The 22,793-nt window shown below is 43.5% G+C and carries 16 protein-coding genes, 22 tRNA genes, 3 rRNA genes and 2 riboswitches; of the genes, 8 read left to right on the forward strand and 33 right to left on the reverse strand.

Features of this window, described 5'->3' with window-relative positions; translation table 11 throughout:
- Window positions 1–796: 796 nt before the first annotated feature.
- The 28 genes from AC3ISE_RS17825 to AC3ISE_RS17960 form a co-directional block, all read right to left on the reverse strand.
- Window positions 797–868 (reverse strand) — tRNA-Glu (locus AC3ISE_RS17825).
- A 15-nt stretch (window positions 869–883) separates the two neighbouring features.
- Window positions 884–974, reverse strand: a tRNA-Ser gene (locus tag AC3ISE_RS17830).
- Between the two features lie 5 nt (window positions 975–979).
- A tRNA-Asn gene (locus AC3ISE_RS17835) sits at window positions 980–1,054 on the reverse strand.
- A gap of 34 nt (window positions 1,055–1,088) precedes the next feature.
- Window positions 1,089–1,165 (reverse strand) — tRNA-Ile (locus AC3ISE_RS17840).
- A gap of 4 nt (window positions 1,166–1,169) precedes the next feature.
- Window positions 1,170–1,243, reverse strand: a tRNA-Gly gene (locus AC3ISE_RS17845).
- Between the two features lie 16 nt (window positions 1,244–1,259).
- Window positions 1,260–1,335 (reverse strand) — tRNA-His (locus tag AC3ISE_RS17850).
- Between the two features lie 40 nt (window positions 1,336–1,375).
- A tRNA-Phe gene (locus AC3ISE_RS17855) sits at window positions 1,376–1,451 on the reverse strand.
- 195 nt (window positions 1,452–1,646) lie between these two features.
- A tRNA-Asp gene (locus tag AC3ISE_RS17860) sits at window positions 1,647–1,722 on the reverse strand.
- 3 nt (window positions 1,723–1,725) lie between these two features.
- Window positions 1,726–1,802, reverse strand: a tRNA-Met gene (locus AC3ISE_RS17865).
- A gap of 90 nt (window positions 1,803–1,892) precedes the next feature.
- Window positions 1,893–1,985: transfer RNA gene (locus AC3ISE_RS17870), tRNA-Ser, on the reverse strand.
- A 16-nt stretch (window positions 1,986–2,001) separates the two neighbouring features.
- Window positions 2,002–2,078: transfer RNA gene (locus tag AC3ISE_RS17875), tRNA-Ile, on the reverse strand.
- A 5-nt stretch (window positions 2,079–2,083) separates the two neighbouring features.
- Window positions 2,084–2,160: transfer RNA gene (locus tag AC3ISE_RS17880), tRNA-Met, on the reverse strand.
- A 31-nt stretch (window positions 2,161–2,191) separates the two neighbouring features.
- Window positions 2,192–2,267, reverse strand: a tRNA-Ala gene (locus tag AC3ISE_RS17885).
- Window positions 2,268–2,284: 17 nt separating this feature from the next.
- Window positions 2,285–2,361 (reverse strand) — tRNA-Pro (locus AC3ISE_RS17890).
- Window positions 2,362–2,365: 4 nt separating this feature from the next.
- Window positions 2,366–2,442: transfer RNA gene (locus AC3ISE_RS17895), tRNA-Arg, on the reverse strand.
- 14 nt (window positions 2,443–2,456) lie between these two features.
- Window positions 2,457–2,545 (reverse strand) — tRNA-Leu (locus tag AC3ISE_RS17900).
- Between the two features lie 9 nt (window positions 2,546–2,554).
- Window positions 2,555–2,626 (reverse strand) — tRNA-Gly (locus AC3ISE_RS17905).
- A 9-nt stretch (window positions 2,627–2,635) separates the two neighbouring features.
- Window positions 2,636–2,716 (reverse strand) — tRNA-Leu (locus AC3ISE_RS17910).
- Window positions 2,717–2,730: 14 nt separating this feature from the next.
- Window positions 2,731–2,806, reverse strand: a tRNA-Lys gene (locus tag AC3ISE_RS17915).
- Between the two features lie 172 nt (window positions 2,807–2,978).
- Window positions 2,979–3,054 (reverse strand) — tRNA-Thr (locus AC3ISE_RS17920).
- A 95-nt stretch (window positions 3,055–3,149) separates the two neighbouring features.
- Window positions 3,150–3,225 (reverse strand) — tRNA-Val (locus AC3ISE_RS17925).
- Window positions 3,226–3,246: 21 nt separating this feature from the next.
- Window positions 3,247–3,362 (reverse strand): 5S ribosomal RNA (rrf, locus tag AC3ISE_RS17930).
- A 129-nt stretch (window positions 3,363–3,491) separates the two neighbouring features.
- Window positions 3,492–6,422, reverse strand: a 23S ribosomal RNA gene (locus AC3ISE_RS17935).
- Window positions 6,423–6,655: 233 nt separating this feature from the next.
- Window positions 6,656–8,205: ribosomal RNA gene (locus AC3ISE_RS17940) — 16S ribosomal RNA — on the reverse strand.
- Together the 16S, 23S and 5S rRNA genes with 21 tRNA genes alongside form the textbook arrangement of a ribosomal RNA operon.
- Before the next feature lie 321 nt (window positions 8,206–8,526).
- Complete coding sequence (locus AC3ISE_RS17945) at window positions 8,527–9,273, reverse strand: ABC transporter ATP-binding protein (protein WP_489222001.1); 747 nt, start codon at window positions 9,271–9,273, stop codon at window positions 8,527–8,529.
- A gap of 1 nt (window position 9,274) precedes the next feature.
- Window positions 9,275–10,267, reverse strand: coding sequence for an ABC transporter substrate-binding protein (locus tag AC3ISE_RS17950; protein WP_489222002.1), 993 nt, complete (start codon window positions 10,265–10,267; stop codon window positions 9,275–9,277).
- Window positions 10,268–10,283: 16 nt separating this feature from the next.
- Window positions 10,284–11,072, reverse strand: a complete 789-nt coding sequence (locus AC3ISE_RS17955) for an ABC transporter permease (RefSeq protein ID WP_489222003.1) — start codon at window positions 11,070–11,072, stop codon at window positions 10,284–10,286.
- Complete coding sequence (locus AC3ISE_RS17960) at window positions 11,047–11,337, reverse strand: MTH1187 family thiamine-binding protein (protein WP_489222004.1); 291 nt, start codon at window positions 11,335–11,337, stop codon at window positions 11,047–11,049. The genes AC3ISE_RS17955 and AC3ISE_RS17960 overlap by 26 nt, the downstream gene beginning before the upstream one ends.
- Window positions 11,338–11,438: 101 nt before the next feature.
- A riboswitch (TPP riboswitch) is annotated at window positions 11,439–11,551 on the reverse strand.
- 142 nt (window positions 11,552–11,693) lie between these two features.
- A riboswitch (TPP riboswitch) is annotated at window positions 11,694–11,795 on the forward strand.
- Between the two features lie 107 nt (window positions 11,796–11,902).
- Between AC3ISE_RS17960 and thiT the strand changes: the two genes are divergently transcribed.
- Window positions 11,903–12,475, forward strand: a complete 573-nt coding sequence (thiT, locus tag AC3ISE_RS17965; protein WP_489222005.1) for an energy-coupled thiamine transporter ThiT — start codon at window positions 11,903–11,905, stop codon at window positions 12,473–12,475.
- Window positions 12,476–12,577: 102 nt separating this feature from the next.
- A complete protein-coding gene (locus AC3ISE_RS17970; RefSeq protein WP_489222006.1) occupies window positions 12,578–12,775 on the forward strand; it encodes a hypothetical protein in 198 nt (65 codons plus the stop codon).
- A 17-nt stretch (window positions 12,776–12,792) separates the two neighbouring features.
- Here the strand turns inward: AC3ISE_RS17970 and AC3ISE_RS17975 are convergent, their stop codons facing one another.
- Together AC3ISE_RS17975 and AC3ISE_RS17980 are read right to left on the reverse strand one after the other, a co-directional pair.
- Window positions 12,793–13,680: an NAD-dependent epimerase/dehydratase family protein gene (locus tag AC3ISE_RS17975; RefSeq protein WP_489222007.1), complete on the reverse strand. Its 888-nt coding sequence runs from the start codon at window positions 13,678–13,680 to the stop codon at window positions 12,793–12,795.
- Window positions 13,677–14,216 (reverse strand): GNAT family N-acetyltransferase, encoded by a 540-nt coding sequence (locus AC3ISE_RS17980; protein WP_489222008.1) that lies wholly within the window; start codon window positions 14,214–14,216, stop codon window positions 13,677–13,679. Before AC3ISE_RS17980 ends, AC3ISE_RS17975 begins: the two co-directional genes overlap by 4 nt.
- 117 nt (window positions 14,217–14,333) lie before the next feature.
- On the opposite strand from AC3ISE_RS17980, the gene AC3ISE_RS17985 reads away from it, so the two are divergent.
- Entirely contained in the window at window positions 14,334–15,416 is a 1,083-nt protein-coding gene (locus AC3ISE_RS17985) for a gluzincin family metallopeptidase (protein WP_489222009.1), read from the forward strand.
- A 147-nt stretch (window positions 15,417–15,563) separates the two neighbouring features.
- Here the strand turns inward: AC3ISE_RS17985 and AC3ISE_RS17990 are convergent, their stop codons facing one another.
- Entirely contained in the window at window positions 15,564–16,466 is a 903-nt protein-coding gene (locus tag AC3ISE_RS17990) for a DMT family transporter (RefSeq protein WP_489222010.1), read from the reverse strand.
- Between the two features lie 116 nt (window positions 16,467–16,582).
- Between AC3ISE_RS17990 and AC3ISE_RS17995 the strand changes: the two genes are divergently transcribed.
- From AC3ISE_RS17995 to AC3ISE_RS18010, 4 genes are all read left to right on the forward strand, one after another.
- Window positions 16,583–18,259: an AMP-binding protein gene (locus AC3ISE_RS17995; protein ID WP_489224375.1), complete on the forward strand. Its 1,677-nt coding sequence runs from the start codon at window positions 16,583–16,585 to the stop codon at window positions 18,257–18,259.
- 30 nt (window positions 18,260–18,289) lie between these two features.
- Window positions 18,290–18,802: a DinB family protein gene (locus tag AC3ISE_RS18000; RefSeq protein WP_489222011.1), complete on the forward strand. Its 513-nt coding sequence runs from the start codon at window positions 18,290–18,292 to the stop codon at window positions 18,800–18,802.
- Between the two features lie 371 nt (window positions 18,803–19,173).
- Window positions 19,174–19,689 carry a hypothetical protein gene (locus AC3ISE_RS18005; protein ID WP_489222012.1) on the forward strand — a complete coding sequence of 172 codons (516 nt, stop codon included), beginning with the start codon at window positions 19,174–19,176 and terminating at the stop codon, window positions 19,687–19,689.
- 144 nt (window positions 19,690–19,833) lie between these two features.
- Window positions 19,834–19,906, forward strand: a tRNA-Ala gene (locus AC3ISE_RS18010).
- 85 nt (window positions 19,907–19,991) lie between these two features.
- Here the strand turns inward: AC3ISE_RS18010 and AC3ISE_RS18015 are convergent.
- A complete protein-coding gene (locus AC3ISE_RS18015) occupies window positions 19,992–21,119 on the reverse strand; it encodes a tyrosine-type recombinase/integrase (RefSeq protein ID WP_489222013.1) in 1,128 nt (375 codons plus the stop codon).
- Window positions 21,120–21,268: 149 nt separating this feature from the next.
- Entirely contained in the window at window positions 21,269–21,481 is a 213-nt protein-coding gene (locus AC3ISE_RS18020) for a helix-turn-helix transcriptional regulator (protein WP_489222014.1), read from the reverse strand.
- Window positions 21,482–21,838: 357 nt separating this feature from the next.
- On the opposite strand from AC3ISE_RS18020, the gene AC3ISE_RS18025 reads away from it, so the two are divergent.
- Window positions 21,839–22,654, forward strand: coding sequence for an LAGLIDADG family homing endonuclease (locus tag AC3ISE_RS18025; RefSeq protein WP_489222015.1), 816 nt, complete (start codon window positions 21,839–21,841; stop codon window positions 22,652–22,654).
- Window positions 22,655–22,793 lie beyond the last annotated feature (139 nt).

A 22,793-nucleotide genomic window follows, 5' to 3' on the forward strand; every position in this document is an offset into this window, starting at 1 on the left:
CCTTATTCGATAAAATATTTATAAAGATTTATATTATTTGTTGAAAATATATTTTAAGTTCATGAAAGAGAAAATGAATCATTTTTTTACATGACTTTTTCTGAAGATTTTAGTTAAGAGGTTAATTGGAGAGTTAGAGAGCTTTGGAAGATAGTTGGAGACTAGTTAAAAGTTAAGTGTTTCATCAAGGCACTTGCATAAACGGCCAAAGGCAACTATAAGAGCTTATTGTTTGTAGAATATTGACTGAAGGGTTAGTTAGGAGTGGTTCCATACAGGCGCAGAGAAAGGATAGGAGATGGTTGAGACAGATAGTAAAGGGGATGGGTTCATATAACCTTTAAGTATTAAAAGATTCTCTTACACAACTTTTAAAATTAAAAGGCTGTATTTTCATAGATTGTTGTTTTCGAGTATAAATGTTGTCCGTTACTTTCTGCTGCAGGAACTTGCTTTCTGCGATCCTGTTGGGAGCCTACCCGGCTTGCCTACTGGTTTTATGGTCTGAGGACAAAAATCCAGAATGGCAGCTGTAAAATGGAATCAAATACGCTGTTTGAGGACAAATATCCAGAATGGCGGCTGCGAAATGGAATCAACAACGCTGTTTGAGGACAAATATCCAGAAAGGCGGCTGCAAAATGGAATCAATCATTTCCCTCTGTTTCCCGCAGGAATCAAGTTCCTTTCGCTACAATCCACTTAAAGTTTTTAACATTTAGTCTAATAGCAACTATATTTACGAACAGAGCCAATTAAAAAGAGTGCTGCACTATGTGCAGCACTCTTTCAAGTATGACCCGTACGGGATTCGAACCCGTGTTACCGCCGTGAAAGGGCGGTGTCTTAACCGCTTGACCAACGGGCCAAAAACAAGGCTTTCTGGCGGAGAAGGAGGGATTTGAACCCTCGCGCCGCTTACGCGACCTACACCCTTAGCAGGGGCGCCTCTTCAGCCACTTGAGTACTTCCCCAGATATGGCTCCGCAGGTAGGACTCGAACCTACGACCGATCGGTTAACAGCCGATAGCTCTACCACTGAGCTACTGCGGAATAATATTGAAACCTTATTTCTCCAAAACAGAAATGGTGGGCCTAAATGGACTCGAACCATCGACCTCACGCTTATCAGGCGTGCGCTCTAACCAGCTGAGCTATAGGCCCATTATGGAGCGGGTGATGGGAATCGAACCCACGACATTAGCTTGGAAGGCTAGAGTTTTACCATTAAACTACACCCGCAATATGAATATAAAAATGGGGCGACTGATGGGAATCGAACCCACGAATGCCAGAGCCACAATCTGGTGCGTTAACCACTTCGCCACAACCGCCACTATTATATTTGTTTAGCATTTACAACATTAAAGTAAATGGTGGCTTGGGACGGAATCGAACCGCCGACACAAGGATTTTCAGTCCTTTGCTCTACCGACTGAGCTACCAAGCCATTTTATAATTTGTAGTACAATAATGTTACATTCTTGAAACCTTCGCCCAAATTTCAGAAAGCTTAGCCAAGAAGCGGCTCAATTTGTGCGCTGATGCTTATGCTTCGAAGCTTATTCGATCGTGCTCTACCGACTGAGCTACCAAGCCATTTGTATGGATAAAAATTTTTACTAACCTTTACATAAAGTAAAAATGGCGGTCCCGACCGGGATCGAACCGGCGATCTCCTGCGTGACAGGCAGGCATGTTAACCGCTACACCACGGGACCATTTGGTTGCGGGGACAGGATTTGAACCTGCGACCTTCGGGTTATGAGCCCGACGAGCTACCAGACTGCTCCACCCCGCGACAATATTAATTAAGTTCATTTAATCCGATTATTATGCTGCGAATCAATCGGCTTGCTGAAGTAAGTTATTCCACTTATCAAAATAAAAATGGAGGAGGTAGAGGGATTCGAACCCCCGCGGGATTTGACTCCCCTGTCGGTTTTCAAGACCGATCCCTTCAGCCGGACTTGGGTATACCTCCGAATGACTAAATAGAATGGTGGACCTTGTAGGACTCGAACCTACGACCGGACGGTTATGAGCCGTCTGCTCTAACCAACTGAGCTAAAGGTCCTTTTTTGGTAGCGGCGGAGGGAGTCGAACCCACGACCTCACGGGTATGAACCGTACGCTCTAGCCAGCTGAGCTACACCGCCCCAGGAACAAAGTCAATTAATTCTATTTAATTGGTGGAGCCTAGCGGGATCGAACCGCTGACCTCCTGCGTGCAAGGCAGGCGCTCTCCCAGCTGAGCTAAGGCCCCTAATTAAAAGTTGGAAATGGTCGGGAAGACAGGATTCGAACCTGCGACCCCTTGGTCCCAAACCAAGTGCTCTACCAAGCTGAGCTACTTCCCGTATATGGCGCGCCCGATAGGAGTCGAACCCATAACCTTTTGATCCGTAGTCAAACGCTCTATCCAATTGAGCTACGGGCGCATGTATAAAATAAGTGGTGCCGAGGACCGGAATCGAACCGGTACGGTAGTCACCTACCGCAGGATTTTAAGTCCTGTGCGTCTGCCAGTTCCGCCACCCCGGCGAAAGCAAGAGCGGAAGACGGGATTCGAACCCGCGACCCCCACCTTGGCAAGGTGGTGTTCTACCACTGAACTACTTCCGCAAAATATGATGCGGGTGAAGGGACTCGAACCCCCACGTCAAAGACACTAGATCCTAAGTCTAGCGCGTCTGCCAATTCCGCCACACCCGCATATTAAGGAAAAATGGTGTGCCATGAAGGACTCGAACCTTCGACCCTCTGATTAAAAGTCAGATGCTCTACCGACTGAGCTAATGGCACTTAATTAAGAAAACACTCTTTAGTTTTGCAAGACACCCAAATCTCAGAAAGATTATTCAAGAAGTGGCTCGATTTGTGTGCTGAAGCATAAGTATCGAAGATTACTCGATCATGCTCTGCCGACTGAGCTAATGGCACATATTCAAACATTTTGATTCGGATTAAGACCGAATGGTGCCGGCAAGAGGACTTGAACCCCCAACCTACTGATTACAAGTCAGTTGCTCTACCAATTGAGCTACACCGGCATATAAAGTAAGAAATACAATATGGTTTTAAGCTTGTTAAAGTCGTCCTGATCTCAGGAAGCCTAGATAAGCAGCGTGTTAATAACAAGAATAAATGGTGGAGGATGACGGGCTCGAACCGCCGACCCTCTGCTTGTAAGGCAGATGCTCTCCCAGCTGAGCTAATCCTCCGCTTGAATATTTTTGTCATTAGCCTGGCAACGTCCTACTCTCACAGGGGGAAACCCCCAACTACCATCGGCGCTAAAGAGCTTAACTTCCGTGTTCGGCATGGGAACGGGTGTGACCTCTTTGCCATCATCACCAGACATAGTGACAAAAATTATTATACTATGAAATCCGAAGATTTCAAGCTTTTTTTTCGAAAGAAGTTATTCTTTCAAAACTAGATAACGTTTGATAACAAGTTTCACTTAAATGTTACACTTTATTAGACTGTGGTTAAGTCCTCGAACGATTAGTATCTGTCAGCTCCACACGTCACCGCGCTTCCACCTCAGACCTATCAACCTGATCATCTTTCAGGGTTCTTACTCACTTACGTGATGGGAAATCTCATCTTGAGGGGGGCTTCATGCTTAGATGCTTTCAGCACTTATCCCTTCCGCACATAGCTACCCAGCGATGCCTTTGGCAAGACAACTGGTACACCAGCGGTGCGTCCATCCCGGTCCTCTCGTACTAAGGACAGCTCCTCTCAAATTTCCTGCGCCCACGACGGATAGGGACCGAACTGTCTCACGACGTTCTGAACCCAGCTCGCGTACCGCTTTAATGGGCGAACAGCCCAACCCTTGGGACCGACTACAGCCCCAGGATGCGATGAGCCGACATCGAGGTGCCAAACCTCCCCGTCGATGTGGACTCTTGGGGGAGATAAGCCTGTTATCCCCGGGGTAGCTTTTATCCGTTGAGCGATGGCCCTTCCATGCGGAACCACCGGATCACTAAGCCCGACTTTCGTCCCTGCTCGACTTGTAGGTCTCGCAGTCAAGCTCCCTTGTGCCTTTACACTCTGCGAATGATTTCCAACCATTCTGAGGGAACCTTTGGGCGCCTCCGTTACATTTTAGGAGGCGACCGCCCCAGTCAAACTGCCCACCTGACACTGTCTCCCAGCCCGATCAGGGCTGTGGGTTAGAATTTCAATACAGCAAGGGTAGTATCCCACCAATGCCTCCACCGAAGCTGGCGCTCCGGCTTCCAAGGCTCCTACCTATCCTGTACAAGCTGTACCAAAATTCAATATCAGGCTACAGTAAAGCTCCACGGGGTCTTTCCGTCCTGTCGCGGGTAACCTGCATCTTCACAGGTACTATAATTTCACCGAGTCTCTCGTTGAGACAGTGCCCAGATCGTTACGCCTTTCGTGCGGGTCGGAACTTACCCGACAAGGAATTTCGCTACCTTAGGACCGTTATAGTTACGGCCGCCGTTTACTGGGGCTTCGGTTCAAAGCTTCGCTTGCGCTAACCTCTCCCCTTAACCTTCCAGCACCGGGCAGGCGTCAGCCCCTATACTTCGCCTTGCGGCTTCGCAGAGACCTGTGTTTTTGCTAAACAGTCGCCTGGGCCTATTCACTGCGGCTTTTCAGGGCTATGAACCCTAAAAAGCACCCCTTCTCCCGAAGTTACGGGGTCATTTTGCCGAGTTCCTTAACGAGAGTTCTCTCGCTCACCTTAGGATTCTCTCCTCGCCTACCTGTGTCGGTTTGCGGTACGGGCACCTCTCACCTCGCTAGAGGCTTTTCTTGGCAGTGTGGAATCAGGAACTTCGGTACTAAATTTCCCTCGCCATCACAGCTCAGCCTTATATGAGAAGCGGATTTGCCTACTTCTCAGCCTAACTGCTTGGACGCGCATATCCAACAGCGCGCTTGCCCTATCCTCCTGCGTCCCCCCATTGCTCAAATGGTGAGGAGGTGGTACAGGAATATCAACCTGTTGTCCATCGCCTACGCCTTTCGGCCTCGGCTTAGGTCCCGACTAACCCTGAGCGGACGAGCCTTCCTCAGGAAACCTTAGGCATTCGGTGGAGGGGATTCTCACCCCTCTTTCGCTACTCATACCGGCATTCTCACTTCTAAGCGCTCCACCAGTCCTTACGGTCTAGCTTCAACGCCCTTAGAACGCTCTCCTACCACTGTTCGTAAGAACAGTCCACAGCTTCGGTGATACGTTTAGCCCCGGTACATTTTCGGCGCAGAGTCACTCGACCAGTGAGCTATTACGCACTCTTTAAATGGTGGCTGCTTCTAAGCCAACATCCTGGTTGTCTAAGCAACTCCACATCCTTTTCCACTTAACGTATACTTTGGGACCTTAGCTGGTGGTCTGGGCTGTTTCCCTCTTGACTACGGATCTCATCACTCGCAGTCTGACTCCCAAGGAGCAAGTCTTTGGCATTCGGAGTTTGACTGAATTCGGTAACCCGATGAGGGCCCCTAGTCCAATCAGTGCTCTACCTCCAAGACTCTCATACTTGAGGCTAGCCCTAAAGCTATTTCGGAGAGAACCAGCTATCTCCAGGTTCGATTGGAATTTCTCCGCTACCCACACCTCATCCCCGCACTTTTCAACGTGCGTGGGTTCGGGCCTCCATTCAGTGTTACCTGAACTTCACCCTGGACATGGGTAGATCACCTGGTTTCGGGTCTACGACCACGTACTAAAACGCCCTATTCAGACTCGCTTTCGCTGCGGCTCCGTCTCATCAACTTAACCTTGCACGGGATCGTAACTCGCCGGTTCATTCTACAAAAGGCACGCCATCACCCATTAACGGGCTCTGACTACTTGTAAGCACACGGTTTCAGGATCTTTTCACTCCCCTTCCGGGGTGCTTTTCACCTTTCCCTCACGGTACTGGTTCACTATCGGTCACTAGGGAGTATTTAGCCTTGGGAGATGGTCCTCCCTGCTTCCGACGGGATTTCTCGTGTCCCGCCGTACTCAGGATCCACTCTGGAGGGAACGAAGTTTCGACTACAGGGTTTTTACCTTCTCTGACGGACCTTTCCAGGTCGCTTCATCTACCCCGTTCCTTTGTAACTCCGTATAGAGTGTCCTACAACCCCAAGAGGCAAGCCTCTTGGTTTGGGCTAATTCCGTTTCGCTCGCCGCTACTTGGGAAATCGCGTTTGCTTTCTCTTCCTCCGGGTACTTAGATGTTTCAGTTCCCCGGGTCTGCCTTCAATATCCTATGTATTCAGATAAAGATACTGTTCCATTACGAACAGTGGGTTTCCCCATTCGGAAATCTCTGGATCAAAGCTTACTTACAGCTCCCCAAAGCATATCGGTGTTAGTCCCGTCCTTCATCGGCTCCTAGTGCCAAGGCATCCACCGTGCGCCCTTCATAACTTAACCTAAATGGTCAGCCGCATCTAAGATGCGTTTCGCATTTCGTTGTTTGTTCAGACATAAATGTCTAGAAAATCACTAATTATGGTAAGCGTAAATCTCAGTGAATTACTTGTTATCAATTACGTTATCTAGTTTTCAAAGAACAACCGACAAATCAGAAGATTTGTCTTCTATTATAGAGAGAATGATCTCTCAAAACTAAACAAAAACCAAAAGCGTCCTCATATATTCCTTAGAAAGGAGGTGATCCAGCCGCACCTTCCGATACGGCTACCTTGTTACGACTTCACCCCAATCATCTACCCCACCTTAGGCGGCTGGCTCCTTGCGGTTACCCCACCGACTTCGGGTGTTGCAAACTCTCGTGGTGTGACGGGCGGTGTGTACAAGGCCCGGGAACGTATTCACCGCGGCATGCTGATCCGCGATTACTAGCGATTCCAGCTTCATGCAGGCGAGTTGCAGCCTGCAATCCGAACTGAGAATGGTTTTATGGGATTGGCTAAACCTCGCGGTCTCGCAGCCCTTTGTACCATCCATTGTAGCACGTGTGTAGCCCAGGTCATAAGGGGCATGATGATTTGACGTCATCCCCACCTTCCTCCGGTTTGTCACCGGCAGTCACCTTAGAGTGCCCAACTGAATGCTGGCAACTAAGATCAAGGGTTGCGCTCGTTGCGGGACTTAACCCAACATCTCACGACACGAGCTGACGACAACCATGCACCACCTGTCACTTTGTCCCCCGAAGGGGAACCTTCTATCTCTAGAAGTGGCAAAGGATGTCAAGACCTGGTAAGGTTCTTCGCGTTGCTTCGAATTAAACCACATGCTCCACCGCTTGTGCGGGCCCCCGTCAATTCCTTTGAGTTTCAGTCTTGCGACCGTACTCCCCAGGCGGAGTGCTTAATGCGTTAGCTGCAGCACTAAAGGGCGGAAACCCTCTAACACTTAGCACTCATCGTTTACGGCGTGGACTACCAGGGTATCTAATCCTGTTCGCTCCCCACGCTTTCGCGCCTCAGCGTCAGTTACAGACCAGAGAGTCGCCTTCGCCACTGGTGTTCCTCCACATCTCTACGCATTTCACCGCTACACGTGGAATTCCACTCTCCTCTTCTGCACTCAAGTTTCCCAGTTTCCAATGACCCTCCCCGGTTGAGCCGGGGGCTTTCACATCAGACTTAAGAAACCGCCTGCGCGCGCTTTACGCCCAATAATTCCGGACAACGCTTGCCACCTACGTATTACCGCGGCTGCTGGCACGTAGTTAGCCGTGGCTTTCTGGTTAGGTACCGTCAAGGTGCGAGCAGTTACTCTCGCACTTGTTCTTCCCTAACAACAGAGTTTTACGATCCGAAAACCTTCATCACTCACGCGGCGTTGCTCCGTCAGACTTTCGTCCATTGCGGAAGATTCCCTACTGCTGCCTCCCGTAGGAGTCTGGGCCGTGTCTCAGTCCCAGTGTGGCCGATCACCCTCTCAGGTCGGCTACGCATCGTTGCCTTGGTGAGCCATTACCTCACCAACTAGCTAATGCGCCGCGGGCCCATCTGTAAGTGACAGCCGAAACCGTCTTTCCAACTTGAACCATGCGGTTCAAGATACTATCCGGTATTAGCTCCGGTTTCCCGGAGTTATCCCAGTCTTACAGGCAGGTTGCCCACGTGTTACTCACCCGTCCGCCGCTGACCTGCTGGAGCAAGCTCCAGCAAGTCCGCTCGACTTGCATGTATTAGGCACGCCGCCAGCGTTCGTCCTGAGCCAGGATCAAACTCTCCGAAGAAAATTTGTGACTCAATTTGTTGCTGACTTCAAAAATTTAAAACGTTTGGTACGCTTTTGGTTTTGTTTAGTTTTCAAAGATCATTTGCTTCAAGCGAAGCTTTATTAATATAACATTTTGCCGTTTTAAAGTCAAGCATTAATTTCACTTTTCTTTTTTCAGGCTGTGTTGCTTTTTCGCGTTTTTCGCGGCAACGAATAATAATATACCACGCTGAAATTCCCTTTGCAATAGCTTTTTTATCATTTTATAAAAAAAGATTTTAAAGATCGAAAACGCACTGAATTTGCATGAAATTCAGTGCGTCATTTTCTAGCTGAATCAGGTCTTTTTCAAATAAAGAACATCAAGCAACCTCCGTTTAAGTGAAGCAAACTTCATACTTGTAAAGAGATCATCTGTCCTTGGCCGGGTAAACTCCACACTAACTTCTTCTATTATTCGTCCCGGTCTGGGCGAAAGAATAAAGATTCTGTCTGACAGAAAGATGGCTTCATCCATATCATGAGTAATGAATATCACTGTCTGTCCCATTTCCTCGCATATTTGGATAAACCACTTCTGCAGCTCAAGTCTTGTCATCGCATCAAGCTTGCCAAACGGTTCATCTAATAGAAGGAGTTCTTTATTATTTAAATAGGCTCTTAGGAAATTGGCGCGCTGACGCATTCCGCCCGAAAGCATAAAAGGATAATGATCTTCATATCCTGCCAGCCCGAATTTTTGGAAAAGACCGCGCGCTTGAATGCGCGCTTCTTCTTTCCCGCTGCCTTGTATCTCTAAAGGAAGAACGACATTATCCAAAACCGTCCTCCATGGAAACAGTACATCACTTTGGGGCATATATCCGACAAGCCCGGTTTTATTCGTTATCTCTTCTCCATTGTAATGGACAGTGCCATTAGTCGGTTTATTGATGCCGGCTATAATATCAAGCAATGTACTTTTCCCGCAGCCGCTTGGTCCAATGATGCTTACAAATTCGCCTTTTTTCACAGTCAAGTCTGTCGGCAGCAGGACATGCTGGTCTTCAGAATAAGATTTGCTGATTTGAGAAAGAGTCAGCATGTTATTCCTTTCCTTCAGGCAGGAACTCATTTGTAAAAGCTTCGCTTGGGTCGATGTTCTCTTCAATCAGCTTTCGTTCATACATCCAATCCGCATATCTTTTCCAGACTTTTTCTTCTTGTATGCCCCATTGCTTTGCATCTCCCTGATACTGGTCACTTAACCACACTTGACTGTCCTTAACCAGCTGTGCATTAATCTCAGGTACGTTTTTAATCAGGATATCCGCTGCCTTTTCCGGATCCTCAATAGCAAATTGATAGCCTTTTGATGTAGCTTTCATGAAGGATTGGACCATTTCTTTGTCTTTTGCCATTTTGGATTCGCTTGTTGCAATAAGTGGAGTGTAATAGTTTAAAGCTGGATCAAGGTCTTTTAGATAGATGTAATTCAATTCAATTCCCTGGCGATCAGCTTCAACTCCGTCCCACCCCTGGAAAATCCATTGAAAATCGGTATCGCGTCCGATTGATTTGAAAAAGTCAGTTGCTCCAAGCGTGACATAATCCACTTTTTCAAAGTCTGCATTCGATTTATCCATGACAGCTTTGATAACAGCTTCTTCTGTCGGAGAACCCCATCCCCCATATCGTTTCCCTTCAAAATCCTTTGGAGAAGTGATGTTTTCTTCTTTTAATGAAGCAAATGCAGAAGTATTCTCCTGAATGATTGCTCCTATTGAAACAATCGGAACGCCAGTTGATCTTGCATGTGTAATATTCTCCTGATGGCTGACGGCAAAATCAACTTCACCCGAAGCAACAATCTGATCAGCACTGACTCCTTCGCCCGGTTCTACGATTTCTACATCAAGACCCTCTTCTCTATAGAAGCCCTTTTCTTTCGCTGTATAAATGCCTGTATGATTTGTGTTTGGAAACCAATCCAGCATAATCTTTACTTTTTTCAATTCCTCATTAGATGCTTTTTCGGCTGATCCGCATCCAGATAAGATGAACACTAAACTAGATAAAATAAATAAGAATTTCTTCATTTCTTTCTCCCCCGTGCTAATTAGAATGCTTTTGCTGCTTGTATTTCCAGGGCATCATGATTCTTGCCAGGATTTCAATGAGTGCAAAAATTATTAAGCTTAAACCTACTATTAAGATGATCGCTGCAAATACTTTTTCTGTTAGAAACGATTGTGATGATCGAGTTAATAGAATGCCGAGTCCTTTGCTTGCACCCAGCCACTCTCCGATAACGGCTCCCATCACACTGTATGTTCCTGCTATTTTTAATCCTGAAAAAAAGAAAGGCGCTGCAGCAGGAAGTTTCAGTTTTATAAACATCTGCCTCCCGCTTGCTCCAAGCGTTTGCATGAGCTTCACCATGTCCCTGTCAACTAAACGGAATCCATCAGACAGGTTGATGGCAATCGGAAAGAAACAGACGAGCGCCACCACGATGACTTTAGGAAAAATACCGAACCCAAACCAGATGATAAGCAGTGGAGCAAGCGCGATTATGGGAATGGTCTGCGAAAGAACAAGCAGCGGTTCAACAGATTTTCGAACCCACTCTGACATGTCTATCAAAATAGCAATCAATACTCCCGCGGCTATTGCGATCAATAATCCAAGCACTGCTTCCGCCAGGGTCTGCAGGATATGGACGCCTATCGTCCCTCTCATTTCTGCAAGCGTGATGAAAATATCAGTCGGGCGCGGCAGAATCCATTTTTCCACTTTAGTGACGATGACAGCCAATTCCCATAAAAAGAAGAACGACAGCAGCACAATACCAGGAAGCGCAATCCCTGAAAGGGTGTTAACGGTATTTCTTAAGTTTTTCATCCATTGTGACCCCTTCTTTTGGACGGTAATGAATTTTCATGTGAGTCATTACCTCAGTCGCACCGGCTGAAATGCAGGCATCCTGCGCTTGCTTGACAATTTCAATCAGTCTATCAAGCTCTCCCTCCATTACCGTCTCCATTGCACCAACCTCATATTTCACTCCGGATTGCTGGACAACCTCGATGGCTTTGTCGACAATTTCATATGTATTCCCCTCTGATGATTTAGGCAGCACCTGAAATGCTAGATTTACACTGGACATTCTTTTTCCTCCTTAAATTTTTTTCATATATGAACAGCTGACCGAACGACAAAAAAGGCTGCCACTGGGGCAGCCTTAACGCATTCGCAAAGTTATGGAAAAATAACGCATCTTCCGCATTCCCTCCGCTGGCATTACCCAGATCAGGTTAAAGGGTCGATACAAGAATCAGTATCCTCTCAGCCAAGTTCACTCAGCTCCCCTGCATATATTGAATTCATGGAAACTATAGCAAGATTCCTGAAAATTGTAAAGATATAAGAAAGGGCTTTCCAAACTTTTCTGAAAAAAATCTCAATATATCCTTGTCGAATTTTGCAACTTCCTGTATAGTAGTGTCTAAATCATATATTGCATTTGACCACTTGGGGAGCCATTCGGCTGAGAGTGAACATTCTGTTCAGACCCGTTGAACCTGTATAGTTAAAGCTTACGTAGGGATGTGGCGATGGATTCAAGTGATAACCCAACCAAAGCAGTGCGTGGAAACCATCCGACATTCCCCGCATTGCTTTTTATTATGGAAAAAAACAGCCCCGGTCGAATGCCGAAAAGGGGAAAAGCTATGCAGACAAATACACGTCTTGTTTTCTTAGTAGAGGCAGCAATCCTTGGAGCGATTGCATTTCTGCTTGATTTAGCAACAAGTTTCATTGGCAAAATGCCGCAGGGCGGGTCGATCTCGCTTGCGATGATTCCAGTTCTGATCATGGGTTTTCGCCACGGTTTAAAAGGCGGACTGCTTACAGGGTTTTTACTTGGCGTTTTGCAGACGATTATGGGCTACACTACAATCGTGCATCCGGTACAGGGTTTTCTTGACTATTTTGTCGCATTTACCGTCGTGGGTGCCGGAGGAGTATTTTATAAGCAAGTCCAAAGCTCTTTGAACCCGCTAAACAAAAAACGGTTAATTACTTATGTAGTGGCGGCAGCTTTTCTCGGAAGCTTTCTGAGATTTGCAGCACATACACTTGCAGGAGCTGTATTCTTTGCAGAATTTGCAGGAGATCAGCCCGTTCTGCTGTATTCAGCCGGCTATAATGCATCGTACATGGTGCCGACATTTGTCATTTGCTCCATTATCTTAGTATTGATGCTGACAACTTCTAAATCTCTTGTCTTAAAAAGAAAATAGATTCTGGCAAAAGCACCGATTTTTTCTCGGTGCTTTTTTTGTCATAATCTCTCATTCGTCTGCATGTACTAGTAGTAATAGATTTCTTATGGAGGGCAAACGATGAATCTATCTTACTCATTCATGCTGCTGACCTTTTTATTGTCGATTATTCATTTTCTATATGGTTACTTTGAAGCTATCAGGATCAGCAACGAAGAAGATTTAGTCAGCGGCTGGTCTGTCATTTTCTCTTTTCCGCTTGCCTTTGTATTCGCATATTTTGCTGCGGTGTTTCATCAGCAGATTTTACCGCACTAAAAAGAAACGCGACAATGTCACGTTTCTTTTTTCATTTCCTCTATTAAACTTTCTATGTATGGATTCAATTTCTCAAATGAGTACCCAGCTCTTTCAGCCTTCGACACATCCAGTGTCCAATCACCTGCTAATCCATAAGGCGAGGCATTCTCTTTCGTAATATCGCTTGTCACCATCGCCTTTTTTCCCACAGCACTCTCGATTTTATGCAGCAGATCATTCAGCGAGAGACTTTTTTCAAAAGCAATATTGAATGCACCCGCTAAGTTTTTTTCTCCGGCCATATACAAGAATCCCGCAGCGTCCTCAGATGATGTATAGCTATAAAAATGACCAGGATCCGCGAGGCCGATCGACTCCTCGTTCTTCACCTTTTTCACATGAAATAAAAAGCGTTCCGTATAATCGTCTTTTCCAATAACAAGTGCTGGCCTAACAGCGGCAACCGGCACATCTGCAGTCTGAAAAAGATAGGCTTCCGCACTGCGCTTTGCTTCCTGATAGCCGCTCATCCCTTTATAGTCTTTGCGCTCTTTAAAGGAAGGCTTATACAATAACGGATCAAAGTCCTCTTCTTTTCGTTCTCTCCCAAATTCATAGACTGCCATAGTAGACGTGAAAACATAATGCTTGATTTTGCCCTGCAGCGCTTCATAAGAAGATTTTGCTTCAAGCGGCGAAAAGCACGATTGATCATAGACAACATCCCATTTTTTATTATCAAAGGCCTTAATCATTGATTCTTTGTTTTCACGATCGATTATCAGACGCTGGGCTCTATCTCCAAAGTCATCAGGTGTTCTTCCTCTTGTAGCAATCGTCACTTCTGTCCCATTTTCCAAAAGCTTATAAACAAGTCTCTTCCCGAAAAATTGAGTTCCGCCCAGTATTAATGCACGCTTCACAGTGATCCCTCTTTCCTTTTCAATGCAGCTGACAGTTTCGGCAAGTCACGCCATCCCAATGCCGTTTCCTGATGACCTGTTCCCTCAATCGTGTAGACGTCCTCCGCAATCTTTTCAGGTGAAAAGCGTTCGTAAAAGCCTTTAGAAGGATTCGCATTCATTACCCACAGCAGCATAGATTGATAGTTTTTCTGCATCAGCTCATCAGCAACCGCTTCTACGAGTCTCCGTCCGATGCCCGCTCCCTGCACTTCTTTCAATAGATAGATCGCATATAATTCTCCATCAAATCCATATTCCCCCGTTCGTTCTTGTCCAAATCCTGCAAACCCGACAAGCTGGCCATCTTCATTTTCTGCCACAAAAACAGTGTCAGGATCAATGGTTCTCCACATTTTTTCTTTACTTTCATATGTAAGACTTTCCAGATAGGCATCTGCTACAATACTATTATAGGTTGTTCTCCAGCTGTCCACATGTACGACGGCAATTTGCTTCGCGTCTTCATTGACAGCTTTTCTTATCTTATAATTCATGTTCAACACTCCTTGCTGATAAAATTCGACAAGTCAAAATTAAATCCCTACCTCTAAAAGGAGTTTCTTTTTATAAAACAGAATATGTTCATAGACTAAGACAATCGGAGGCTGCATGTGAAAATACTTCTGCATAGTTTCTTATCGGTTCTGTATATCGTTTATTTCACCGGAGTGTTTTACGTTCTGTTTCTCTTTTTGAATATCCCTGCAAGTGTGATCGCAGGAAGCATTATGGCGCTTTTGCTGATCAGCTTGTTTATCTATTCTATATTCGAGATGATCCACCGCAAAGAGAGGAATCTCCTCTTTTTCAAAGGACTGTCCGGATCCATCTTTCTTTCCATCACAGCCATCAGTTTAATTATCACCTTATTTTTCGTTGTCCTCATGAATGTAATGACGACTCATTTTAATTATCAAAATATTAGTCCGCGGGAGAAGTTTGAGTTTCAAGTAAACGCTTTTTTGCCGATTGACCCTTACGAAAAATATAAAGAGGATGCTGAAACGAAGAAAATTTCTCATCTGACTGTTTATTATTCCTCTCTGAATAAAAGAGATATCCTGCTCGTTGAGGACGAATTCATAAATGCACGTAAAATTAGTAAACGTTTGTTCGGCGATATTGAAGATCAGCCGATTGACCTGATTCTGCTTGATGAGTCGCCGGACTCGCTGCAGGAGCTTGAGTATCTGGATTATATGGGTTTTTACGATCATTTGAAAGAAACCATGGCGATTGTCATTCCCGATGATTTCGATGCCGCATCCCCGCTTGTCGTGGAAACGTTTTACCATGAATATGCCCATTACTATATGGAGAAAGCATTAGAGAAAATGGAAATCGACTCGTTGAAAATTCCGATCTGGTTTAATGAAGGTGTAGCAGAATATGCCGGCTATAACGGAGAGGATGCAAAAATCCGTATTGACAGGGTTATTCCTTTCAGTGAACTTAGAAATCCAGGAAGCTGGGCAACGGCACTGGAAGACAGCCCGGAAGCGGAAGTTTATACTCAAAGCTACTGCGCCGTTAAAATTCTGGCAGATGAATTTGGAGAAGACATTATTATGGAACTCCTGCATGAAACCGGAGAAGCAAGCAGCTTTGAAGAAGCTTTAAAAAAGAAGACGAAGTATACGTATAAAGATTTGGAAAAGAAAATCATAGAAACACAAAAAAGGACTCGAAATTGAGTCCTTTCTCGTTGTTTAGGAAATTACAAAATGTAATAGGTTGTGGATAAGTATATAATGTTATCTACGTTAAGCGTAAGCGCCTAGATCCTCGGTCAGAACGAATCCGCCTGTCCGATCTGACCAAGGCGCTTGCGCTTTTGATCTTTAAAGCGCTTGTTCGCTTGAAATCTCGGCCACTTCTTTCTTTTCAAATAGAAACAGCATGACCCCGATAATAATGATGGCTCCGCCAATTAATTGCGTAAGAAGAACCGTTTCTTCTAGAAAGTAATACGCAAGAATAATCGAACCAACCGGTTCAAACAGAATCGCTACAGAAATGACATTTGTCGAAATCCATTTAAGCGACCAGTTGAACAGTGAGTGGCCAAGCAATGTCGGCACAATCGCAAGCAGCAAAAAGTACAGCCAATCCTGCTTAGGAAAACCTGATAGCGGATAGCTTAATAACACACAGTAAAGGAATAATGTCACAGAGCTTACCGCATAAACGATAAACGTATAAAGGGTCAGCGTATGACGCTTCCTCACTCCTTGGCCAAACAGCAGATAAGCCGTGACCATCCCGCAGGCCGCAAGCGCAAGAAAGTCTCCGAACAGTGCAAGCCCGCTGATCCTGAAATCTCCCCAGCTGATAACAACACTGCCTGCAATGGCAAGCATGGCACTGAGAATCGCCCTTGCTGACACTCTCTCTTTAAAAAAGAAATAGGTCCCGATAAACGCAAACAGAGGCTGAAGCGTCACCAGCACAACCGAACTTGCCACAGAGGTGTAGTTCAATGATTCAAACCAGAGAATAAAGTGAAACGCAAGCAGCACACCCGCTAAGATCGAATAGCTCCAGTCTTTTTTCGTTAACGTTTTAATATGAGGCAGCGATTTCGCCAAAAACAGCGGCAGAACGATAAGCGTTGAGAAAAACAGGCGATAAAACGCGATAACAGGAGCAGGTGCAGAAGTCAGCTTTACGAAAATCGCAGATGTTGACACCGCTGCCACTCCAATTGCGAGTGCCAGATAAGGATAAAATGTTGATTTATTCATGATTGTTCCCCTTTTGAAAGTACGTCTCTTCTATTATACTGCAAGTGCATCTATATATTTTAGAGAATAATAGTTTTCAAAACTTTCTAAAAATAGTTTATAATGAAAGCGTAATCATTCTTTTTGTCCAGGGAGGTCCCATGCAATCACTAAAAAATAAAACCATCGGTCAATTATTGAAGGAAACTGTGTCTAAATACGGGAGCCAGGATGCCGTTGTCTATTCAAAGGAAAACATCCGCTATACGTATGATGATTTTTACACTGAAACAACGAAGCTCGCAAAAGCCTTAATGGGTCTTGGCGTGAAAAAGGGTGAAAACATTGCCATCTGGGCAACCAACGTCCCTGAATGGCTCCTGCTGCAGTTCGCATCTGCCCGCATTGGCGCCGTCCTTGTTACCGTCAACACAAGTTACCAGAGCAGCGAGCTCGAATACCTGCTCAAGCAGTCCGACTCTACCACCCTTTTCTTAATTGACGGCTTTAAAGGAACATCTTATGTCGATATTGTCCGCTCCATCACAAATTCAGCTTCTGCAGAGAAATACAAGCAGATTGAAGCATTGCCGCACTTAAAAAACCTCATTTACATAGGAAATCAAAAAGCACCTGAAGAAATGTACAGCTGGAATGAGCTTCTCGCTCACGGATCAAAAACGACAGATGAAGAGCTTGCCGAACGCGAGAGTCAATTAACTCCTGAGGGCGTCATCAATATGCAATACACATCAGGCACAACCGGCTTCCCTAAAGGTGTCATGCTGACTCATCACAACATTGTGAACAACGGCTTTCTTGTTGCAAGCTCTATGAATTTAACGAATCAGGACCGTTTATGCATCCCGGTTCCATTCTTCCACTGCTTCGGCTGCGTTCTTGGCGTTCTGGCATGTGTATCTGTCGGAGCAGCCATGGTGCCAATCGTTGAATTTGATCCAGACCTTGTCCTTAAGACCGTTGAAAAAGAAAAATGCACAGGACTGCACGGAGTTCCAACAATGTTTATCGCTGAGCTGAACTCTCCTAATTTTAAAACCTATGATCTCTCAACCCTGAGAACAGGGATTATGGCCGGATCAACCTGTCCGATCGAAGTCATGAAAAAAGTCATCAATGAAATGGGCATGTCGGAAGTAACCATTGCCTATGGCCAGACAGAATCCTCACCTGTCATTACACAGACAACAGTGACAGATTCCATTGAACGCAAGGTTGAAACAGTCGGCAAAGCCCATCCTCATGTGGAAGTGAAAATTATTGACCCGCTTACTGCCGAAGAAACAGCGCCTGGTGTACAGGGAGAGCTCTGCACAAGAGGGTACCTTGTCATGAAAGGCTACTACAAAATGCCTGAAGCAACAGAAGAGGCGATTGATAAAGAAGGCTGGCTCCATACAGGAGATCTGGCCACAATGGATGAACACGGCTATGTCGTCATTACCGGCCGCCTGAAGGACATGATCATCCGCGGCGGCGAAAACGTCTACCCGCGTGAAATTGAAGAATTCCTATATCGTCACGAAGATATCATGGATGTCCAGGTCATTGGTGTTCCTGATGAAAAATACGGTGAAAAAGTCGCTGCATGCATCGTTCCAAAAGAAGGCGTCACCCTGACGGCAGAAGACATAAAAGCATTCTGCAAAGGACAGCTTTCGCATTATAAAATTCCTGAATACTACTATTTCGTCAAAGACTACCCGATGACCGCTTCAGGAAAAATCCAAAAATACAAGCTCAGAGAGCAAGTAAAAAATCATTTAACACAGGAACTGTCAGGAAGAAGCTGAAAAGAGAACTTTGCATATCACTTTGATAGAATGAAGGTGAAGGGAGAGATTACGATGCTAGAACATTCACAGGCAGTACGCGTTGAATTATTGAACGAAGTCAAAAACATGACAGATGAACAGCTCAACCAAAAACCTTCACAGGACGTATGGAGCCCTGGCCAAATCCTTGAGCACCTCTACTTAATGGAGCGTGTGATCACAGGCGGCATGAAACAGGTCCTTATGTCAGGCGAAAAGAAAAATGTTAGCGAAAAACCGCTGGTACTGGTCATCGACCGTTCCCGCAAAGTCCCGGCACCCGAAAACCTGAAACCAGCCGAAGGACCTTACGTAAAAGAAGAACTCTTATCAAAACTTGAAGATTCCCGCCGCGAGCTGATTAATTTCGCAGAAACTGTTCCCGAACAAGACCTGAACGAAAAAGCGATGAAGCACCCTCACCTTGGTGATCTTTCCTTAAAACAATGGGTTGAGTTTATTGGCTATCATGAAAAAAGACACTTGCTGCAACTAACAGAAGTGAAAAGTGCGGCTTATTAAAGAGTGAGAGGATTTTCCTCTTGCTTTTTTCTTTTTCAAATGAAGAAAACTTTGTGGGGTAATCTAGATATTCTGAATACCGGAGATTTAATCTTTCAAATCATGATCCTTTTATTTCTTTTCGCCGTCATTTCTGGAGCTATCTACCTTTTTAAAACTATGACAGGCCAGAATAAACGATCAAAGCGCATGGAAGAAGACCGGGATGACAGGTAAAGAAAGCAGCGGGACGTATGCCCCAGGCTTTCTTTTTTGTAGGCCAGATTACTTTATAGACAAGTAGGAAATTGAATCCATTAATGTTATAATTTTATAGAATTTCAATTAATAACTTGGTCAGACAACCACAAAGACAAATAAGGAGTTTGCAGATGATACAAGGGCTAAAAATCTTCATCATGACATTTGCAGCATTAGCTGTAATAACAACAATCGGATTTGCCACAATGTATTTCTTGGATCAAGACAATTCAGAAGAGAAAAATCAGGAAGAGTACGAATCTATTGACGCTGAAGCATCTGCAGAGCAGCCGGTACAGGATTACGGCAACACAGAAAACCCAGAATACCAGGACGCCGGAGAATTCATAGCCGATTTCCACGCATTCTATAACGAAACTACAGGCTGGAACCGAATTGACAGCCTAAACATGGCCGATCAACTTGCCCGTGCCACTGCAGCAAAAGCATATGCCGAACATTTCGTCCCGCTGGTTGAAAATGAAGCTTTAAAAACCGACCTGCAATCCATTATCCAGCATTCTGAAAGTGTCATAAACGGAAACAGTGACAACGTCCAAACTCTGCACCGCTACTTTCATGATTTGGATATGGTGATTAATGGGTATGTGCACAATGACTTTTTTGGGGTGGTTGAGAGCGAGTGAGCATTTAATAAGTTGGTTTTTATAATTATGTTAATTAACAGTCAAACTTTTTTTCGTTTTGACTGTTAATTTCTATTGCAAGTATGGTTTTGAGGAAGTATAATTTATAATATCGCAAATGAATTTTGCAGATTTCTTTTATACGGGGCATTAGCTCAGCTGGGAGAGCGCTACGCTGGCAGCGTAGAGGTCATCGGTTCGATCCCGTTATGCTCCATATCCGAAAACCCTTGTGTAGCAAGGGTTTTTTCTTATTTTTAATCCAACGCCTCATTTAGTAATTGCACAAAAATTGCACGGTGTTATTGAGTTTCTTTTTGAAAGAAGGATTGTTCTAATCTAAGTGCTGCGCCGTCTTGGAGATCCGGAGTAACGTGAGAATAAATATCTAATGTAATTCCGACTCGGCTATGGCCCAACCTCTCTGAAACCACCTTAGGATTTTCCCCGTTTTTCAGCATTAATGTTGCGTGAAGATGTCTGAGATCGTGAATAGTAACTTTTGGGACTCCAGCTTGCTTAGTATATCTGTTAAATTCACGAAGTTGGTTATTTGGATCCTTAGGATTCCCATTCATAGCACTGAACACAATTCCCTTGTCAATATATTCTTCATTAATCTGGTTTCTCCAATAGAGTTGTTTTTCCTGTTGTTTTTTTAACACAGAAATTACATAAGGAGAAATAGCAATTTGTCTCTTTGATTTCTTAGTCTTTACGTCTTTAAGAATTAACCCTTTTCCCTTTACTCTAGCTAAACTTCTTTTGACGTGAATCTTGCCCTGATCAAAGTCAATATCATCCCATTTTAAACCTAATATCTCACCTCTTCTCATCCCCGTAAAGATTGCCACTACATAAAATCCCTCTTCTTTATTTTCTTTTACCACTTTTAGGAACATTTCGGTTTGTTCTTTCGTCCAAGGAGTTACTTCTTTAGTTTGAATTTTTGGCGGTGTAGCTTCAGTAACGGGATTTTTCTTTATCAAAGACCATTTGATTGCTTGTGAAAAAGCTCCGTTTAACAAATTATGATATTCTCGAACTGTTTTTGAGGCAAGACCTTCATCCAACTTCTCATTATAAAACTCGTCAATCATCCGGGCAGTTATACTTTCCAAAGTCTGATCGTGAAAGTAGGGTAGGATGTGTTTGTTGATTGAATACCATCTTGTTTCAGCAGTTGTTTCAGCAACACTTCGTTTATAAGTTGAGTTAAACCATTTATGAATATGTTCATTAAATGGTTCTTTTTGATTGGTACAATAATCTTGTTGGTAACTTTGAAACATACTAATGTAACAATCAAGCGCATCTTGTTTTCGTTTAAAACCACTCTTATACTTCTGATGCTTGTTTCCATTTGAGTCAGTAAACCGTGCTCTAAAATAGTACCCATTCTTATCTTTATTTAACTTTGGCATTCTCATAATTATTACCTCCATTCTGTGACAGGTATGAAGGTGGTCTGTTTCAGTATACCATCCAAATACCTGTCTTTTTGTAAATTTACTAAATAGAAATGGAGGGAGAGAAGTAACTACTTTATTCTCTAACACCTTCCTTATTAGTACTTTTTTTATATTTGAGTGAATTCTGACGTCTTGACTTGCTGCTGTAACCATTTAATGAATTCATTTCTAAAGACACGCTTACTTCGTTGACCGATTTTCATTAGTGGGAACGATTTATCTTCCATAATTTCATATGCAGTTGGTTTAGAAATTAATAGAATTTCTGAAATATGGCTAGCAGTTAGGATCATTGGATAATCTTCAAGATTTTTATACATAATTGTTTTGCTCCTCTAAATAATTTTCAATATTTAATTGAATTTTTTTAATTTAATTATTTAATTCGCATACATTATATTTCTTAAAAATTCGATTTTTCAATAGTTCTAGTAAATTTCTTTTTAAAATTTTTTGAGCAAATCAAAATAAAAAAATCCCCTCATAAATTAATAACTATGAAGGGGTTTACTTTAATAGAGTTTAATTTTTTTAAAAAATTTTAGATTTCAATATAAATAAGTTTGCGTTTGAATTTTATTCCCTTAATTCTTACCTTATGAAGTACCTCAGCTAGATTTTGATATTATGCATAAATCCGTCACTAATAGAGACCCTACTATATTGAGGTGATTACTTTGCAATCCACTTTTTCGATCGATGATTGTAAAATGCTATACGAAGATGGTTTGAGTCTGACTAAGTTAGCAAAAATGTTTAAAACTTCCCCGAAAACAATGAAAAATTGGTTAGTCGCTAATGAAGTTCAATTAAGATCAAAGCCAGATTATGACCAAATTTCTTTTTTGTGGAAAGAATTGTATGAAAGAGATAGTTTGAGCCTGTCTGAGATTTCAAGGCGAACTGGTATAAGAAGACATACAATATCGAAATATTTGCGCAAAATAGGTGTAGATGTAAAAAGTGCTGTTGAGCAAACAAAGAAACATACACTTAATGAAACCTATTTTGAAAAAATCGACTCCAAAATCCAAGCTTTTTGGTTAGGTTTAATTGCTGCCGATGGAAATGTACATAAAATAAAATTCGAAATTACACTAAAAGAAAAGGATAAACACCTTTTAGAAAAACTTGCTTTTTTTATTGGTTCCTCTCATCCAATTAAAGAGAGAACCATTAAAGATCTAAAATATTTTAGATTTCAATTTTGCAATAAAGCATTTGTAGAAAATTTAAAAAAACTAGGAATTATGGAAAATAAAACATTTTACCTAGCGTTTCCAACCTTTTTAAATAAAGAGTTGTTGAGATACTACATTTTAGGTTATCTTGCTGGAGACGGTGGAGTTCATTTTGATCCTCAATCCCCCAAAATTTTTTTTACAGGTCAAGAGGTATTTCTTGAAGACTTAAATGATTTTATATCAAATAATGTACCAGGTGTCCAAGGGGAAGTAATTCAGATCCTCGACAAGATTATACATATTCTCTAACTTATTCAGGGAATATTCAAATAACAGCAATACAAAAATGGTTGTATAAAGATGGCGATGAGTTTTTTCTTGAAAGAAAAAAACTTGATGTCGAACAATTTAAAAAGCCGAGAGTTTCAAAATTTGGTTCTTTTTGTTG

The organism is Metabacillus sp. KH_069 (genome assembly GCF_057838075.1).